Source organism: Azospirillum brasilense, assembly GCF_008365405.1.
Classification (GTDB): Bacteria; Pseudomonadota; Alphaproteobacteria; order Azospirillales; family Azospirillaceae; genus Azospirillum; species Azospirillum brasilense_D.
Genome location: NZ_QOKV01000006.1, coordinates 180,785 through 198,841, shown reverse-complemented (window position 1 = coordinate 198,841; position 18,057 = coordinate 180,785). Strand labels below are relative to the sequence as shown.

Genomic DNA, 18,057 nt, shown 5'->3' with positions numbered 1-18,057 from the left:
CGATGACCGTGCAAGCGACCACCGCCGCCGCGGGCGGGCGGCCCGATTGGGTGCGCCTGATGCCGGGTGTCTTCGTTCTGCTGTGGAGCACCGGATTCATCGGCGCCAAATACGGCCTTCCCTACGCGGAACCGCTGACCTTCCTGCTGGTCCGGCTGGGGCTGGTCGCGGTGATCCTCGGCGTCGTCGCCCTGGTCACCGGCGCCCCCTGGCCGAAGAGCTGGGCCGAGGCCGGGCGCATCGCGCTGGCCGGGCTGCTGGTGCATGGTGTTTACCTGACCGGCGTGTTCTGCGCCATCGCCAAGGGCATGCCGGCGGGGGTGACCGCGCTGATCGTCGGCATCCAGCCGCTGCTGACCGCCGCCCTTTCCGGTCCGCTGCTGGGCGAGCGGGTGACCGGGCGGCAGTGGGCGGGCTTCCTGATGGGGCTGGCCGGAGTCGGGCTGGTGGTGGGCGAGAAGCTCCACTTCGATTCGACGGACGCGCTGGGCATCGGGCTGGCGCTCGCCGCCCTGCTGGGCATCACCTTCGGCACGCTCTACCAGAAGCGTCACGGCACGGCGATGGACCTGCGCAGCGGCACCGCCATCCAGTACGCGGCGACCGCAGCGGTGCTGGCGGTTCTGGCTCCGCTGTTCGAGACGATGCACATCGACTGGACCGGCGAATTCGTCTTCGCCCTGCTGTGGCTCAGCTTCGTGCTGTCGGTGGGAGCGATTTTCCTATTGTTCCTGTTGATCCGGCGCGGTGCGGCGGCGCGCGTGGCGAGCCTGTTCTATCTGGTTCCGCCGGTCACGGCGGTGATCGCCTGGGCGATGTTCGGGGAGCGGCTGGGGCTGCTGGCCCTGTCCGGCATGGCGCTGGCGGTCGCCGGGGTCGCCCTCGTCAACCGCCGTGTCAGGCGCGCCGCTTGACGCCGTGCGCATTGCCTCGGCGGGGCGGTCCGACTATGCTTTCCCGCACCGGCAAAAGATCCGGCGATGTCCGCTGGTTCAACCACGCTTCGGCAAACCACATCGGAAGTGAGTGTCATGGACGGCCTGGAGCCCATCTCGCTCGATGACAACCAGACCCTGCAGGCCATCGGCATCCTGGCCGACGTTCTGGATGGGGTGGACGGCCCCGGCGGGCTGGACACGGTTCTGGTTTCCAAGGCGCTGCGGCAGGTGATCGCCACCAAGTCCCAGCCGGCCTTTGAATTCGCCACCCGCGCCTTCAACACCCTCGACGCCGACGTGCGCCGTCAGGTGGCGGAGACCGCCGATCAGGCGGCCCACGATTCGGTCGAGCTGCGCGCGCGCGTCGGAGGCTTCCTGGCGACCTCGGCCAAGGCGCCGGGAGCCGGCGGCCCGGCCACACCGGCGCAGGCCACCAGCTTCCTCAACGCGCTCAATCTGCGCAATCGCCGCCGGTCGCCGCAGTCGGAGTGAGCCGGCTTGGCTCCTCCGGCCCGATCACTCGGGTTCGGATCACTCGGGTTCAGATCACCTGGGTGTAGCGGTTGGGTTGGCCTTCGGCCGACCAGCGGGCGTGGATCTGGCCCTTGCCGTCGAAGATCAGCGACAGCCAATTGCGCTGCCGGATGATGCGCTTGCCCGATTCAGGAAAAGCCGGCATTTCGAAGACATAGCCGTTGGACAAGGTTTCCTTGCGGCCGGCCAGCCATTCCAGGGCGAAGGCGGTGGCCTTGGCGGGCGGCGGGTGGACGACCCCCGACGCGATGAGCTGCCAGATCTCCACGCCGCCGCCGCGCAGGACCGCCCGCGCGCCCGCGTGGATCTCGCCCGACACGGAGGTGACCCGGCAGCCGGTGCGCCGCGAGAATTCCGCCAGAAGGAGGATCAGGCGCAACCACTCCTCGGCGTGGGCCGGGCTGCGCCATTGGTCGCGCAGATCGTCCTCGATCCCGACGCGGACGGGCGACAGGCCGACCGCCCGCTCCATCACCCCGGTGTCGAGGTAGAGCAGCGGCACGCTGGACATCAGGATCAGGTGCCGGCAACCCTTGAAGCGCTCCAGCCACTCCGGAAGGGCGTCCCAGACCCGGTCCGACAGAACGCGGCGGGGCGTGCGGTCGCTGCGCATGTCCAGCGCCAGAACGCCGACATCGCCGAGCCGGAACCCCTGGCTGAAGGAGTCCAAGGGCGCCCCCCACACGCATTCCGGCTGGGCGTCCTCCATGGCGGCCAGTTGGAACAGCGAGAAGTGGCGACGGGCCGCCGCGTAGACGCCGCGCCAAGCCGGGGACATCATCTCCTCGTCCGGGTGGGAGCCCCAGCCATCGAAGATGTCGTGGTCGTCCCACATCATCACCGACGGTATGCGCGCCGTCACCGCCGCGGTTTCCGGCTGGCCCCAGACCCGCAGGTAGAGGTCGAAGTAGAAGTCCTCGGCCTCCTTTGCCATCGCGGCGGTGAAAGGCTCGTCCAGGCGGGCGGCGTCCGTCCGCTTCTTCCAGGCGCTGAGCAGCGGCGGCTGACGCCACACCGCATCGGCGTAGAGCTGGTCGCCGCCTTGCAGCAGCAGGTGGAAGCGTTCGCTCTCGTGACGGCGGCGCAGATCACCCCACAAGGCGTTGCGCGGCGCGTTCAGCCCGGCGATCTTTTCCTCATCCTCCGCCCCGTTGCAGGAGACGTAGGCGATCCGTGGCGACGAGGCGCGTCCCGGCACCGTCACCGCCCAGGTGTGTCCCGGCGATGCGCCATCGGTGAAGCCATAGGCGGCCTCGACATCGCGAGCGCCGCGTGGAATGGCGAAATCGAAGCGCCAGACGTGCCGGTTGCGCCATTGGGCGAGGTGGCGGGGCGGAACGGGGAGGGTCACGCCATCCACCCGCAGATCGTAGGGTTCGGCGTCGCCGTCCAGCACGAAGAGGGCGGACAGCCACCAGCGGTCGCCTTGCTCTCCCCGGAAGTAAAGGACGGGACCCAGAATGATGTTCGGTGCCGGCCTGCCGCGCGCCATGGACGCTGTTCTTCCTCTTCATTCCCGCCGGTCCGGGCGCCCATGGCCCAGCTTCCGTTTCCGCGGCTCCTGTTTATGGGAAAAGCCGCCGGTCTGTAAAAGGGGCAAGCGTTGATCCGAAGGGGGATGCCGCATGGAAATGCGGGAGAACCCGCCACGCTGGTGGGAAAGCCAGGGTGCGGACAAAAAAGCGGGCGGCCGGGTCGTCCGGTCGCCCCTCATGTGACGATGGAACGCGGGAATCGGAGGGCTAGCTCTTGCGGCGCTGCCTCAGCAGCTCGAGCATGCGCGCCGGTACCGGTTCTTCCAGCACGGGATCGTAAAGGCGGTGAAGCTCCTCCACATGGCTTCTGTGGAAGGTCACCACGGCCTTCGCGTCGGCGTCGTCCTCTACGGACTGCTCGAACTCCTGACGCTCCTTGTCGTCCAAGGCACCGTCAAGATATGCGTTGATATGGTTCATCGTCACACGCTTCATATCTTTTGATCCCGGAACGTCTCCGGAGGCCATCCCCCCGAGACGGAAACGATCCGCGACGCAGAGTTCAATATAGTGCGGCGGGCACGGCGTCGGGAGTGGTGTCTTACCTCTTCTTATGGGGATGATGCCGATACCGCCAAATGGTTGGCAAAGCGTATCCGATCGCTCCCCGTGGATGCTCGGCCACTCCGCAGCAGCCATACTCGTTTCGCACGCGGGATGTAACAGCCGCTCCCATCGGTTGTTCCGGTGCCGGATTGTCCGGACGCTATGGAAGAATCAACCTGTTGTACGGCTGCCATACCCCACGGCGCGTTCCCCGCCACGCCTTAGGCAGCCATCAGGTTGTTCAGACGCTCGCGGGCGCGGCACAGGCGGGACCGGATGGTGCCGATGGAGACGTTCAGCTTCTCCGCAGCCTCCTGGTAGGGGCGGCCTTCGATGGCGACCAGCTTCACGACCTTGCGCTGGCTGGGGGTGAGCGCCCCGAAGGCGCGGTCCACGTCGCGGAAGACCAGCCGGGCGATCTGCGAGGCCTCGACCGACATGGCGCCGTCCCACAGCTCGACCTTGGTGACGTGCTTTTCACGCTGGAGGTTGTTGAAATGCAAATTCTTGAGCATCGTGGTCAGCCAAGCCTGCATGTTGGTGCCGGGCTCGAAACGATGCTGGCGGGACAGGGCGCGGGCAAGACAGTCCTGGGTCAGATCCTCGGCGGCGCTGACGTCGCGCGTCAACTTGCAGGCATAACGCTGCAGGTTCGGCATGCAACGGATCAGTTCGGATTCGAAACAATACGCCATTGTTGCTCTTCCTCCAGCTTCTCTTCATTCGGCGGGGCTGCCGGTCCGTGGTGACGGCGCCCCCGTCCCGAGATTTCAGTTCCCGGGATTCCGACTCCCGAGGCTTCGGTGGGAGACGATCCCTTATTCGACGCGCCTTTTTTCGACGCGCCCTTTTTCGACGTGTGGTCCCTTCCGGCGCCGGTCCTGTGGCCGCGCCGGTTCTGCGATTCGTGTCGGTGGTTTAAAATGCGGTGGTGCTGCCTAGCAGTGTCCGGGTGTCGGTCCGGCGCAGCACAATGAGCAGTTCGTCGTCATCAACGGTCTCCCGCTCTCCAGCCTGGGCAACTCCAAAGCGTTGATGCGCTTCGGTGTTGCTCCCGTTCGTGGTGACGTTGATTTCATAACGCGGGGGGAAGGGGCTTGTTCCCCGGCGGCCACAGCCGAAAACATCTTAGGAGGAGAAGTGTTTGGAATCCGGGGGTCGCCCAAACGGATGGCGGAACTGCCCAAAAGGGGGAATTAGGGTCCAGAGCCGGGTTTGCGCGGCCGCGCTTCCAGGCGGCGCAGGAATTCGCCCATGATGAGGCGGTACAGACCGTCCTTCAGCTTCGCGTCCTCGACGCCGAGGTCGATGCTGGGGTTGTCGTTGATCTCGATGACGAAGACGCCGCGTTCGTTCTGCTTCACGTCGACGCCGTAGAGGCCGTCCCCGATCAATCCCGCCGCCTTCACGGCGGTCTCGATGACCTCACGCGGCGCCTCGTCGACGGCCAGCGTGCGGGAGGAGCCCTGTTCGGCCCGGCCGTTGCCGCCGTGCTTGACGATCTGCCAGTGCTTCTTCGCCATCAGATATTGGCAGACATAGATCGGCTGCCGGTTCAGCACGCCGACGCGCCAGTCGAACTCCGTGTACATGAACTCCTGGGCCAGGATCACGTCGGACTGCTCGAACAGGCTTTCGGCCGTCGCCTCCAGTTCGCTGCGGGTCTGCACCTTGAAGACACCGCGCGAGAAGGAGCCGTCCGGAATTTTGAGGACGATGGGGTAGGGGATCTCCTGGTCCAGCGTCGCCAGGCCGCGCTTGTCGAAGATCACCGTCTTCGGCGCCGGGATGCGGTTGGCGCGCAGCAGCTCGGCCAGATAGACCTTGTTGGTGCATTTCAGGATCGAGTTCGGATCGTCGATCACCGGCATGCCTTCCGTCGCCGCCTTCTTGGCGAAGCGATAGGTGTGGTGGTCGAGATTGGTCGTCTCGCGGATGAACAGCGCGTCGAACTCGGCGAGGCGGGCGTAGTCCTTCTTCTCGATCAGCTCGACCGCGATGCCCAGGCTTTCCCCAGCCTTGACGAATTTCTGGAGCGCGCGCGGGCTGGAGGGAGGAAGCTCCTCCTTCGGGTTGTGCAGGATGGCCAGCGTGTAGCGCGGCGGCGCCTTCGCCGCCGGCTCCCGCCAGGAGGTGCGGGTGTAGGCATCGAGCGCCACCTGGAACAGCGGCTCCTGGTCGGGCCGCAGCTCGGCCAGCGACAGCGGCTCCAGGGCGTGGATGGTCCAGCCCTCCTTCAGCCGCACCTGAACCTTCAGCAGCGGACAGCGGAACCGGTCGAAGACCGTCCGGGCGATCTCCTGGAACCGGGCGTCGTCGGCGTGTCCGAAAGAGAGCATGAGGTTGAAGGAGGCTTCCGGCGGGTGGTCCATCCGCTTGATGGTCTTGCGCAGCGCCTCCTCCACCTCGGCCAGCTGGGCGCGGTAGAAGGTCTTCTGCGACAGGTCCAGGATGGTCCGGACGGAGGGGATCACCCGCTCGCCGCGCGCCTCCGCCAGCAGCGAGACGTAGTAGCCGGTGCCCAGATAGCGGTAGCTGCGCGACAGGTTCAGCACCCGCGCGCCGCGCGGCGCCTGCTCCGGGTGGGCGATGTAGTCGCGGGCGCTGACCACCGGAAGGCCATCCTTCGCCCATTTCACATCCGCCCGGCGATCGACGACCAGGAGATGCGCGGGCATCAGTGGGCGGACCCATCGGTGGACCCATCGGCGGCCCGATCAGAGCACTGGGGGCGGAGGAGCAGGGCGGCCTTCAACTGGGCCTTGCCGTAGCGGGCCATGCGCTCGAAGTCGGCTTTCGGGATCGGCATGTTCATCCGGTCGATGTGAGCGTGGTGACGATCGTACACAAGCGGATCATGAACATAGAGAAAGCGGTCGTCGGCACCGGTCACGACGACCCAGTGCGGAAATTTCTCGTGATAGATCCGGTAGGAGCTGATGAGCACGATGGGGATGGCCCCGCCCGCCACCGCGTCGGCCATGTCCTGGGCGGTCAGGGTGTTGTGGCGGACGGTGGCGCCGCTGCCCTCCAACTCGTCGAGGAAGTCCTCGTGCACGATGCGCATGACTTCCTTCTTCTCGTCGCTGCGCACGCTGTCCAGGAAGGGGGTGGCGTTGTCCTTGATGTGGATGTCCACCGCGAAGCCGCGCCGCGCCGCCGCCAGCGCCAGCCCGAAGGGGCCGCAGCCGCCATGGCCGGAGGTCATGAAGACGGTCGTCGATTCCCGCCATAGGCGGATCTCCAGCTTCCGCCCCAGTTCGATCTCCGCGGGCTTCAGCGCCTTCATCGCCATCATCAGGGCCGACGGGCCGCAGGTGAAGTCCAGGGTTTGCTGGTAGTAGGGGACGAGGGGGCCGCCGAGCGGGGCGCTGGGGCCGCTGTGGCCGAGGCGCTTCTCCAGCCGCAGCGCCTCCATATGGTCTTCATAGTAGTCGGTGTAGACGCCGAACTCGCGGTAGCCGGCCTTCTTGTAGAGATCGATCGCCGCGGCGTTGTCGCGCCGCACCTCCAGCCGCAGGTAGATGCAGTCCCGCGAGCGGGCCGCTTGCTCCGCCGCGGCGAGCAGCCGCTTGGCGACGCCCTGGCCGCGGTGGCCGGGGTCGACGGCGAAGGAGTAGAGCCGGGCGAGCGAGGTGCCGGAGTGGAAGGACACCAGGGCGTAGCCGACGACCGTGCCGCTGTGGACTTCCACAAGGCCTGTGGCCTTGGCTTTCGTGAGCAAATATTGAAAACTACGTCGGGTCAGGCGGTCGGTGGCGAAGCACCGCTCCTCGATGGCCAGCAGCGCAGGGATGTCCGCCGGCTGGGCCTGACGGAGCAGGATGGTGGCGTCGCCGGGCAGCTCCTGGCGGGAGTCCGCAGATTCGGTATTGTCGAGCATCGGGAGGTTCAAAGAGGCTGACACGGACGCCATCTTACTCCCTCCAGCGGGGCTTCGCAGCGATTACCGGTATGGGCGCGCTGCGGAGGTGGCCTTCGTTTTGACACAGCGCGTCTGGCACAAGGGCAAGCCCCGGCTGTTGCTCTGGACGAACGGCCTAGCCGTTTCGACTGGTTGGCCGCAGCGACTTAAACGTTGCTTAACCAAGGACCCCGGAAACTGCCGCCGATGGAAGACCGGCTAAGAAACCGCCGCTCCAGTTGGCCCTGGAAAGAAGAAAGTCAAGACATGGACGCTCGGTATAAGTCCCGCGAGATCGAACGCCGCAGTCTGGATGTCGACGGGCTGAAGCGCTCGTTTCTGGAGTGGCTGGTTTATTCCGTCGGCAAGGACGCGCGGGCGGCGACCCGGCGCGACTGGTTCCACACCGTGGCGCTGGCCGTGCGCGACCGCCTCGTGGACCGCTGGATGGACACGACGCGGACCTATTACCAGCAGGACGCCAAGCGCGTTTACTACCTCTCGCTGGAATTTCTGATCGGCCGCCTGCTGACCAACAGCCTCGCCAACCTCGGCATCACCGACCAGTGTCGTCAGGCGCTCGACCGCATCGGCCTGAATCTCGACGACGTGGTGGAGGCGGAGCCGGACGCCGCGCTCGGCAACGGCGGTCTCGGCCGTTTGGCCGCCTGCTTCCTCGACAGCATGGCGTCGGAAGCGCTGCCCGGCTACGGCTACGGCATCCGCTACGAGTTCGGCCTGTTCGAGCAGCGCTTCGAGCATGGCTGGCAGGTCGAGTATCCGGAGCAGTGGCTGCAGTTCGGCAACCCGTGGGAATTCCCGCGTCCCGAGGTTCTGTACCCGGTCCAGTTCTACGGCCGCGTCGAGGAGTTCCGGGATTCGGTGGGCGAGCGCGCCTACCGCTGGGTGGACGCCGAGCGCGTGCTGGCCATGGCCTACGACACGCCGGTGGTCGGCTACGGCGGGGACACGATCAACACCTTGCGCCTGTGGTCGGCCCGCGCCACGCGCGACTTCAACTTCGGCCACTTCAACGACGGCGCCTACATGAAGGCGGTCGAGCAGAAGGTGCTGACCGAGAATCTGAGCCGCGTCCTCTACCCGAACGACGCGACGGAGGGCGGCAAGGAACTGCGGCTGAAGCAGGAGTATTTCTTCACCTCCGCCTCGCTGCAGGACATCCTGCGCCGCTATCTGCAGCATCATTCCAACTTCGACAGCCTGCCGGACAAGGCGGCCATCCAGCTCAACGACACGCACCCGGCCATCGGAATCGCCGAACTGATGCGGCTGCTGGTGGACCAGCACGGCGTGACCTGGGACAAGGCGTGGGACATCACCCGCGCGACCTTCTCCTACACCAACCACACGCTGCTGCCGGAGGCGCTGGAGGCATGGCCGGTGCGCATGATGGAGCGCGTGCTGCCGCGCCACATGCAGATCATCTACGAGATCAATGCCAAGTTCCTGAACCGCTCCAAGGCGCGGGCGGTGGGCGACAACGGACGGCTGTCCCGCCTGTCGCTGATCGACGAGCGCGGCGACCGCCGCGTGCGCATGGGCAATCTGGCCTTCCTCGGCTCGCACAAGGTCAACGGCGTGTCGGCCCTGCACACCGAGCTGATGAAGCAGACCGTCTTCGCCGACTTCCACGCGGAATTCCCGGAGCGCATCAACAACAAGACCAACGGCATCACTCCGCGCCGCTGGCTGCATCAGGCGAACCAGCCGCTGGCCGCACTGATCACCAGCCGCATCGGCAATGGCTGGATCAAGGACCTCAGTCAGATCAAGGCGCTGGCCGAGAAGGCCGACGATCTGGTCTTCCGCGAGGAGTTCCGCCGCGCCAAGCGCAAGAACAAGAAGCGGCTGGCCGCCTACATCGCGCGCCAGACCGGGGTGGACGTGCAGGTCGACAGCCTGTTCGACGTGCAGGTCAAGCGCATGCACGAGTACAAGCGCCAGCTCCTGAACATCCTCCAGGCGATCGCGCTGTACAACGAGATGCGCGACAACCCGACCGTGTCCTGGGTGCCGGTGACCAAGATCTTCGCCGGCAAGGCGGCGCCGAGCTATCACATGGCCAAGCTCATCATCAAGCTCATCAACGATGTGGCGAAGGTGGTGAACCATGACCCGTCGGTGCACGACAACCTGAAGATCGTGCTGCTGCCGAACTACAACGTCACGGCGGCGGAGATCATCATGCCGGCGGCCGACCTGTCGGAGCAGATCTCCACCGCGGGCATGGAGGCGTCGGGCACCGGGAACATGAAGCTGGCACTCAACGGCGCGCTGACCATCGGCACGCTGGACGGCGCCAACGTCGAGATCCGCGAGCATGTGGGCGAGGACAACATCTTCATCTTCGGCCTGACCGCCGAGGAGGTGAACGACCTGCGGGCCAGCGGCGGTTTCAACCCGCGCGACGTCATCGCCTCCAACCCCAGCCTGAAGCGGGCGCTGGACATGATCTCCACCGGCGTCTTCTCGCCGGACGACCCCCACCGCTACCATCCGATCCTCCAGGCGCTGACCGACGGCGGCGACCATTTCCTGGTGACGGCGGACTTTGCCGAGTACTGCGAGGCGCAACAGGCGGCCATGGACCTGTACCGCGACCAGGAGGAATGGACCCGCAAGGCCATCCTGAACACGGCCAACATGGGTTGGTTCTCGTCCGACCGCACCATCATGGAATACGCGACGGAGATCTGGGACGTGCATCCCGTGAAGCCGGAGCATCCCGCCGAAACCGAGACCTGACGCGGCCCCGTCGGGTACCGGACAAAAATTGTGTTGCGAAGGCGCGGGCGCTTTACAAGTCCCGCGCCTTTCGTTTATCTACCGGGTTATGAATCGCTCGCTCGCCATCACCACCACCACTACCAAAACGACCCGCTCCGGCGGGCCGTCGGCTGGTGGCGTGCGTTGATCGAGTAAGACGCTTCACCCACCACGAAGGCCCCGCCGGACACGGACGGGGCCTTGGTGCATCCGGGGCCGCCGTCCACGCTCGATCCGGGCAAGACCAAAGGACGGACCACACCCATGAGCACCTCTTCTCCTTCTCCCCGCCGCGTTGCCATCGTTGGTGCCACGGGCGCTGTCGGCCGCGAGATGGTCGATGTTCTTCACCGCCGTTCGTTCCCGGTCGCGGAACTCGGCCTGTTCGCGTCGGAGCGCAGCGCCGGCCGCACGGTCGAGACCCCGTTCGGCGAGAAGACCCTCGTGGCGTTCGACGTCGAGAAGGTGAAGGGTTACGACATCGTCCTGCTCGCCGTGTCCGGTGATTTCGCCAAGGAACACGCGCCGGCCATCGCCGCGGGCGGGGCGCTGGTGATCGACAACTCCTCGGCCTTCCGCTACGACGACAACGTCCCGCTGGTCGTGCCGGAGATCAACGCCCACGCCATGGGCGACGCCAAGCTGGTCGCCAACCCGAACTGCACGACCGCCATCGCCGTCGTGGCGCTCGGGCCCCTGCACAAGGCCTTCGGCCTGAAGCGCGTCATCGTCTCCACCTATCAGGCGACCAGCGGCGCCGGTGCGGAGGGCATGGCCGAGCTTGAGGAGCAGACCCGCAACCAGCTCGATGGCAAGCCGGTCGTCAACAGCGTGTTCCGCCACCCGATCCCCTTCAACCTGATCCCCCAGATCGACGCCTTCCAGGAGAACGGCTACACGAAGGAGGAGATGAAGGTGACCTGGGAGACCCGGAAGATCCTGGAGATCCCGGACCTGCCGGTCAGCTGCACCGCGGTCCGCATCCCGACCTACCGCGCCCATTCCGAGGCGATCACGGTCGAGACGCTGTCGCCGGTCACCCCAGACGCCGCCCGCGCCGTCCTGGCCGACGCGCCGGGCGTGGTGGTGAAGGACGTGCCGGCGGACGGCGTCTACCCGATGCCGCTGAACGCCACGGGCCAGTTCGACGTCGAGGTCGGCCGCATCCGCACCAGCCTGATCTTCGGCGACCACGGCCTGGACCTGTTCGTCTGCGGTGACCAGCTTCTGAAGGGTGCGGCGCTCAACGCCGTCCAGATCGCCGAGCTGAGCCTGTAAGGCAGGCTGGAACAGGCCGGTCTTCGCTGCTATCTATAGGTCCGAACGAAGAGGGCCGTGGGGCGTTCCGCCTCCCGGCCCTCTTCGCCGTTGTCTGCACCGCTGAGTTACGGGAACGCGCATGTCCGAGCTTCTGGACGCTGTTTCCCGGCGTCGAACCTTCGCGATCATCGCGCACCCCGACGCCGGCAAGACCACCCTCACCGAAAAGCTGCTGCTGTTCGGCGGCGCCATCCAGATGGCCGGCGCCGTGAAGGCCCGCGGCGAGCAGCGCCGCGCCAAGTCGGACTGGATGAAGGTGGAGCGCGAGCGCGGCATTTCCGTGACCGCCTCCGTCATGACCTTCGATTACGAGGGGCGCACCTTCAACCTGCTGGACACGCCGGGCCACGAGGACTTCTCGGAGGACACCTACCGGACGCTGACCGCGGTGGACAGCGCCGTCATGGTGATCGACGGGGCGAAGGGCATCGAAAGCCAGACCCTGAAGCTGTTCGAGGTCTGCCGCCTGCGCGACGTGCCGATCATCACCTTCTGCAACAAGATGGACCGCGAAGCGCGCGATCCCTTCGACCTCATCTCCGAAATCGAAAGCTCGCTGGCGCTGGAGGTCACCCCGGCGAGCTGGCCGATCGGCATGGGCCGCGACTTCCTGGGCTGCTACGACCTGATCCGCGACCGCCTGATCCTGATGGATCGCACCAAGGGTGACGAGATCGACGACGGCATCGAGTGCAATGGCCTTGACGACCCGCGCCTCGACGAGCTGCTGCCGGACCACGCGGTGGCGAAGCTGCGCGAGGAGGTGGAGATGGCCCGCGGGCTGATGCCGCCCTTCGACCTGGAGGCCTACCGCGCCGGTCACCTGACGCCGATTTATTTCGGCTCCGCGATCAACAACTTCGGCGTGCGCGAGCTTCTCCAGGGGTTGGCCGAGAACGCCCCGCCGCCGCGCCCGCAGCCGGCGGAGCAGCGCTCCGTTCAGCCCGACGAGGGCAAGTTCAGCGGCTTCGTGTTCAAGGTCCAGGCCAACATGGACCCCAACCATCGCGACCGCATCGCCTTCGTGCGCATCTGCTCCGGCAAGTTCAAGCGTGGGGCCAAGCTGAAGCATGTCCGTTCGGGCAAGCTGATGGCGGTGAACAACGCCGTGCTGTTCCTGGCCCGCGACCGCGAACTGGCGGAAGAGGCGTGGCCCGGCGACATCATGGGCATTCCCAACCACGGCAGCTTGCGCATCGGCGACACGCTGACCGAGGGCGAGGATCTGCGCTTCACCGGCGTGCCGAGCTTCGCGCCGGAACTGCTGCAGCGCGTCCGCCTGGAAGACCCGATGCGCGTGAAGCACCTGCGCAAGGCGCTGGAGCATTTCGCGGAGGAGGGTGCCTCCCAGGTGTTCAAGCCGCTGACCGGGGCGGATTGGGTGGTCGGTGTGGTCGGCCAGCTGCAGTTCGAGGTTCTGGCCGCCCGCATCGAGGCGGAATACGGTCTCGCCGCCCGCTTCGAGGGGGCGGGGGTGGACGCCGCCCGCTGGATCGAGACCGACGACGAGGAGCAGCTCAAGAAGTTCCTCGACCTCAACCGCTCGGCGGCGGCGGAGGACCATGACGGGGCGCTGGTGTTCCTGGCCCGCAACGCCTGGCACCTGAACCGCACGCAGGAAGATTTCCCGGCCCTGCGCTTCCTGAAGACCCGCGAGCAAAACCGCAAGGTGCACACGGCCGCGTAACATTCATACAAAGCCATGCGGAGCGCGCTGACCATTCGCTGGGATCGCGTTCCGCGTGTTGCTCCTCCTGTCTGATTCGAGTAGCGTTTGCTGACGCAGCCATCGCGGCATGGTGCCACAAGGCGTTGTGCTTTAAAGCTTTGTGGCAAGATCAGAGAAACGGCGGCGTTTCCGGACCCGGCTGGACCGCGGACGGTGACCGAATAAAAGAGGGGCGGCATGTTCGGTGGCGTGGAAGCCTTCTTCGACACCAGCGCGTACTTGCCTCACGGCGTATGCCTGTTCTGGCGTCCGGAAATCCTGACCCTGCACATCGTGTCCGATGTGTTGACCGGACTGTCCTATTACTCGATTCCGGTGGCGCTGCTTTATTTCGTAGTCAAGCGCCGCGACGTTGCCTTCACCTGGATCGTCTGGCTGTTCGCCGCCTTCATCCTGGCCTGCGGCACGACGCATTTCTTCAGCCTGTGGACCTTGTGGTATCCCGACTATGCCGTGGAGGGCATCGTCAAGGCGCTGACCGCGATGGTGTCGGTGCTGACCGCCGTCGCCTTGTGGGTGCAGATGCCCAAGGCGCTTGCGCTGCCCAGCGCCACCCAACTCGCCGACGCCAACGGCGCTCTCCAGCGCGAGATCGAGATCCGGCGCCAGGCCGAACTGCGCTACGCCAGCTTCTTCAACAATCTGGCGGAGGGGCTGTTCGTCGTCACGGTGCTGCCGGACGGGGACTTCGCCTTCGACACGCTGAACCCCGCCCACGCGCGGGCGACGGGGATCGACCCGGAGACCATCCGTGGTCGGCTGGTCCGCGACGCCGTTCCCCCGGAAACCGCCGCGGCGGTGATCGAACGCTACAGCGCCTGCGTCGCCGCGGGCGGACCGGTCGATTATGAGGAGACGCTGGAGCTTCCCGTCGGGCGGCGCACCTGGCACACCGTCCTGGTGCCGGTGCGCGGCGAGGATGGGCGGGTGGTCCAGATCCTCGGCAGCTCCCGCGACATCACCGACCGCAAGAGGCTTCAGGAGGAGCTGGTCCAGACCTCCAAGCTGGCGACGCTGGGCACGCTCGCCGCCGGCATGGCCCATGAGATGAGCCAGCCCCTGAACATCATCCGGATCTGGGCCGAGAACGCCCTGTCACGCCTGCGCGACGGCGACACCGACACCGCGCGCCTGGACAAGGTGCTGACCATCATGTCGGAACAGGCGGAGCGCATGGGCCGCATCATCGACCATATGCGCACTTTCAGCCGCCGCGACGGCGCCACCCAGCGCTTCGAACCTGCGGCGTGCGTCCGCTCCGCCGTCGAGTTGGTGTCCAACCAGTTCGCCTTGGAAAACATCGAGGTCGTGAGCGACGTCCCGGCCGTCGACTGCGTCACGCGCGGCCGCCCCCTGCAATTGGAGCAGGTGCTGGTCAATCTGCTGTCCAACGCGCGCGACGCCATCCTGGAATGGCGCGCTGACCCCGACGGGTCGCCGGCCGCCGGACGGATCGCGGTGGGTATGCGCTGCGACATGACCGCCGGGCGGGCGGTCATCACCATCACCGACGACGGCGGCGGCATCGACCCGAACGTACTGCCGCGCATTTTTGATCCATTCTTCACGACCAAGGAGGTCGGGAAGGGCTCCGGCCTTGGCCTGTCCATCGGCTATGGCATCATCGATTCGATGGGCGGGCGGATCGACGCGGCGAACGTGACCCACGAGAACGGAAGCCGCGGCGTCCGATTCACCATCATTGTGCCGGTGTCCCATCCCTCCGTTCAGGACGTGGAGCGCGCTCATGCCTGACCCCGTCATCGCTCCGTTGCATGTTCTGGTGGCCGAGGACGAAGCCTTGGCCGCCATGGCGCTGGAGGATTTCCTGTCCCGCAAGGGATATCGCGTGACCCTGGCCCAGGACGGGCAGGAGGGGCTGGAGCGCTACAGCGCCGATCCCGCCGACCTCGTCATCACCGATCTGCGCATGCCGCGGATGGACGGCCGCGCCCTGATCCGCGAGTTGCGGATCAGGGCCGCGGGGCTGCCGATCCTGGTGATGACCGGCTTCCTGTCGATGGAGGCGGGAGAGGACGACCTGACGTCCGATCGCTGGCAGCCGCTGGTGGTGCTGCGCAAGCCGGTCAGCCCGCAGATCATCCTGGACACGCTCGCCAGCCTCGCCCAGGCGGCGAAGCTGCGGCCGGCATGATCGCCTTTTCCTAGAAGCGGTCCCGCAACTCCGGCAGGGGGACGATGCGGACCCCCTTGGCCTCCAGCGTGCGGCGCAGGTTGCCGGCCATGGCGACTGCGCTCGGCTCGTCGCCGTGGACGCAGACGGAATGGACGGTGCAGGGAATGCGCGTGCCGGTGACCGACAGGATCACGCCCTCCTCCAGCATGCGCAGGACGTTGGCGGCCGCCACGTCTGGGTCGTGGACCATCGCGCCGGGCTGACCGCGCGGCACGAGGTTTCCGTTGTCGTCATAGGCGCGGTCGGCGAAGACCTCCTCCGCCGTGGGAAGCCCCAGCGTCCGCCCGGCCCGCGCCATCTCCGAGCCGGCGGTGGCGAGGTAGATCAGCGAGGGATCGACGCCCTTGATCGCCCGGCCGATCGCCAGGGCGAGCGACTCGTCGACCGCCGCCATGTTGTTTAGCGCGCCGTGCGCCTTCACATGGGTGACGGAACCGCCGGCGGTGGCGGCGATGCCCATCAGCGCGCCGATCTGGTAGGCGACCATCGCCTCGACCTCCGCCGCCGACATCCGCAAGGGGCGGCGCCCGAAGCCCTGGAGGTCGGGGTAGGAGGGGTGGGCGCCCAGGCTGACGCCCTTCGCAACCGCGTTCCGGACGGTCCGCGTCATCACCAGCGGGTCGCCGGCGTGGAAACCGCAGGCGATGTTGGCGGAGGCGACGATGCCCAGCATGGAGTCATCGTCGCCGATATCGTAGGCGCCGAAGCCTTCGCCCAGGTCGGCGTTCAGGTTCACGGTGATGGTCATGGTGCCCTCCCGCACATCTGTTCTTGGTTCAGAATGTCGCCGTTGCCGTTGACGATGTCGACGACCCCGGACACCAGGTTTTCCGCGTAGAGCGCCTCCAGATCGACGCCGCCCGCCGGGCGCACCGGTCGGATGGCGCGGACCCAGGCGGCGATGGTCTGTTCCTGGCGCCGCCGGATGGCCTCCGCCTCTTCCACCGTGACGGCGCGGAAGCTGAGGCCGCCGCCGGGGCTCAGCCGGCCGACGCGGGGCAGGTCGGCGGAGATCACCGTGGCGATCTTGGCGTAGCCGCCCGCCGTCTGGTGGTCGTTCAGCAGAAGGATCGGCTGGCCGTTGCCCGGCACCTGGATCGAGCCGGTGACCAGCCCGTCCGACGGAATGTCCGCGGAGCCGGTGTGAGCCAGCGTCGGCCCGTCGAGCCGAAGGCCCATGCGGTCGGCGTCCTTGCCGACGCGGTAGCCGGCGGACAGGAACGTCTCCACCGCCTCCGCCGTGAAGCGGTCCTCCTGCGGGCCGAGCACCACCCGCACCGGCCCGCCGTCGTAATCCGGCGGCTCCGGCAACTCCACGTCGGCGCCCGGCGGGGCGTCGTTGCGGTGGAGCGGCAGGCGCGTCCCGTCGCCCAGCGGCTTGCCGCCGAGCGGTCCGATGCCGGCGCGCACATAGGTGGACAGGCTGCCCAGGAACGGCTCCAGCGCGAAGCCGCCGGCCACCGCCAGATAGGCGACCGCCGCTCCGGTGACGGCGCCCAGCTTCAGCACGTCGCCGCGCGCCAGCGTGTGGCTGCGGTGGGATTCCAGGGGTTGGGGCGATTGCCCCTCGCGCTCCAGGCTCAGCGCCATGGGACCGACGACGGCGACGCGCACGCCGTCGGCCTCCACCTTCAGCGCCGGGCCGAGCAGGGCGATCTCCACCCCCGCCGTGCCCGGCGGGTTGCCGACCAGCGCGTTGGCGAGGCGCAGGGCGATGGGGTCGAGCGCGCCGGCCACCGGCATGCCGAGTTCCTGGTGGCCGAAGCGGCCGAGGTCCTGGATGGTGGCGAACAACCCCGGCCGGACAACGGTGAGACAGGGCGTGAGGCGGGAAGCGCTCATGACGTGGCCCTCAGCGTGTCGGGATCGAAGCGGCCGGTGGCGGCCTCGGCCGACAGGGCGTCGAAGCGGGCGCGGTCCACCGCCTCAAACCGCACCCGGTCGCCCGCGGCGAGCAGGACCGGGGAGGGGCGGGAGCCGTCGTAGAGTGGCACCGGACAGCGCCCGATCAGATGCCAGCCGCCGGGGCTCTCCCACGGATAGACGGTGGTCAGCCGCCCGGCAGTGGCGACGGAGCCCGCCGGCACGCGGACCCGCGGCTCGCTGCGCCGCGGTTTCTCCAGCTCCTCCGGCAGGTCGCCCATGTAGGCGAAGCCCGGCATGAAGCCCAGCATGTAGACGAAATACTCCGTCGATCCGTGCAGGGCGATCAGCCGCTCCGCCGACAGGCCGAGCGACGCGGACAGCTCCACTAGGTCCGGGCCGAGATCCGGGTCGTAGCAGACGGGCAGGCGCCACAGGGTTCCTGCGGTCGGCGCCTCATCGGCGTGGGCCAGTTCCGCCTCGACGGCGGCCTGGATCTCCCGGCGGCTCGTCGCGATCGGGTCGTAGACGACCTGGAGCGAGCGGAAGGTCGGCACCGTCTCCACCAGGCCCGGCGGGGCGGCGGATTTCAGGCGGGCGTGCAGAGCCATGACGCGGGCGTTGGTGGGGCGGTCGATGCCCTCGCCGAACTCCACGTTGAAGGCCGTGTCGCCCGCCGTGGTGAAACGGACGTCCATGATGCC

At 67.2% G+C, this 18,057-nt stretch carries 15 protein-coding genes; 7 read left to right on the top strand and 8 right to left on the bottom strand.

Annotation, left to right across the window (positions count from 1 at the left end; genetic code table 11):
- The first annotated feature begins 2 nt into the window (after window positions 1-2).
- A complete protein-coding gene (locus DS837_RS12565) occupies window positions 3-914 on the top strand; it encodes a DMT family transporter (RefSeq protein ID WP_149165058.1) in 912 nt (303 codons plus the stop codon).
- A gap of 117 nt (window positions 915-1,031) precedes the next feature.
- Window positions 1,032-1,430, top strand: coding sequence for a hypothetical protein (locus DS837_RS12560; RefSeq protein WP_014197122.1), 399 nt, complete (start codon window positions 1,032-1,034; stop codon window positions 1,428-1,430).
- 49 nt (window positions 1,431-1,479) lie between these two features.
- Here DS837_RS12560 and DS837_RS12555 read toward each other — a convergent pair whose 3' ends face one another.
- From DS837_RS12555 to rimI, 5 genes are all read right to left on the bottom strand, one after another.
- A complete protein-coding gene (locus tag DS837_RS12555) occupies window positions 1,480-2,964 on the bottom strand; it encodes an alkaline phosphatase D family protein (RefSeq protein WP_149165057.1) in 1,485 nt (494 codons plus the stop codon).
- A 250-nt stretch (window positions 2,965-3,214) separates the two neighbouring features.
- Window positions 3,215-3,442 (bottom strand): anti-sigma factor family protein, encoded by a 228-nt coding sequence (locus DS837_RS12550; protein ID WP_246653896.1) that lies wholly within the window; start codon window positions 3,440-3,442, stop codon window positions 3,215-3,217.
- A 332-nt stretch (window positions 3,443-3,774) separates the two neighbouring features.
- Window positions 3,775-4,212, bottom strand: coding sequence for a sigma-70 family RNA polymerase sigma factor (locus DS837_RS12545; protein ID WP_237906122.1), 438 nt, complete (start codon window positions 4,210-4,212; stop codon window positions 3,775-3,777).
- Between the two features lie 537 nt (window positions 4,213-4,749).
- Window positions 4,750-6,231: a RimK family protein gene (locus tag DS837_RS12535; RefSeq protein WP_149165056.1), complete on the bottom strand. Its 1,482-nt coding sequence runs from the start codon at window positions 6,229-6,231 to the stop codon at window positions 4,750-4,752.
- Entirely contained in the window at window positions 6,231-7,436 is a 1,206-nt protein-coding gene (rimI, locus tag DS837_RS12530) for a ribosomal protein S18-alanine N-acetyltransferase (RefSeq protein ID WP_247889901.1), read from the bottom strand. Before rimI ends, DS837_RS12535 begins: the two co-directional genes overlap by 1 nt.
- Before the next feature lie 288 nt (window positions 7,437-7,724).
- Between rimI and DS837_RS12525 the strand changes: the two genes are divergently transcribed.
- From DS837_RS12525 to DS837_RS12505, 5 genes are all read left to right on the top strand, one after another.
- Window positions 7,725-10,223 carry a glycogen/starch/alpha-glucan phosphorylase gene (locus DS837_RS12525; protein WP_149165055.1) on the top strand — a complete coding sequence of 833 codons (2,499 nt, stop codon included), beginning with the start codon at window positions 7,725-7,727 and terminating at the stop codon, window positions 10,221-10,223.
- A gap of 285 nt (window positions 10,224-10,508) precedes the next feature.
- Entirely contained in the window at window positions 10,509-11,522 is a 1,014-nt protein-coding gene (locus DS837_RS12520) for an aspartate-semialdehyde dehydrogenase (RefSeq protein WP_149165054.1), read from the top strand.
- 121 nt (window positions 11,523-11,643) lie between these two features.
- Entirely contained in the window at window positions 11,644-13,251 is a 1,608-nt protein-coding gene (locus DS837_RS12515; RefSeq protein WP_149165053.1) for a peptide chain release factor 3, read from the top strand.
- A gap of 219 nt (window positions 13,252-13,470) precedes the next feature.
- A complete protein-coding gene (locus DS837_RS12510; protein ID WP_149165052.1) occupies window positions 13,471-15,048 on the top strand; it encodes a sensor histidine kinase in 1,578 nt (525 codons plus the stop codon).
- Window positions 15,041-15,448, top strand: coding sequence for a response regulator (locus DS837_RS12505; protein WP_170295840.1), 408 nt, complete (start codon window positions 15,041-15,043; stop codon window positions 15,446-15,448). Before DS837_RS12510 ends, DS837_RS12505 begins: the two co-directional genes overlap by 8 nt.
- Before the next feature lie 10 nt (window positions 15,449-15,458).
- On the opposite strand, the gene DS837_RS12500 is transcribed toward DS837_RS12505, so the two are convergent.
- Genes DS837_RS12500 through pxpB form a run of 3 tightly spaced genes read right to left on the bottom strand, consistent with a single transcriptional unit; the run spans window position 15,459 to window position 18,051 of the window.
- The gene (locus DS837_RS12500; RefSeq protein ID WP_149165051.1) at window positions 15,459-16,238 is read right to left on the bottom strand and encodes a LamB/YcsF family protein; all 780 of its coding nucleotides are present in this window, start codon (window positions 16,236-16,238) and stop codon (window positions 15,459-15,461) included.
- Window positions 16,235-17,332 (bottom strand): 5-oxoprolinase subunit C family protein, encoded by a 1,098-nt coding sequence (locus tag DS837_RS12495; RefSeq protein WP_149165050.1) that lies wholly within the window; start codon window positions 17,330-17,332, stop codon window positions 16,235-16,237. Before DS837_RS12495 ends, DS837_RS12500 begins: the two co-directional genes overlap by 4 nt.
- Window positions 17,329-18,051, bottom strand: coding sequence for a 5-oxoprolinase subunit PxpB (gene pxpB / locus DS837_RS12490; RefSeq protein WP_149165049.1), 723 nt, complete (start codon window positions 18,049-18,051; stop codon window positions 17,329-17,331). Before pxpB ends, DS837_RS12495 begins: the two co-directional genes overlap by 4 nt.
- Between the last annotated feature and the right edge of the window lie 6 nt (window positions 18,052-18,057).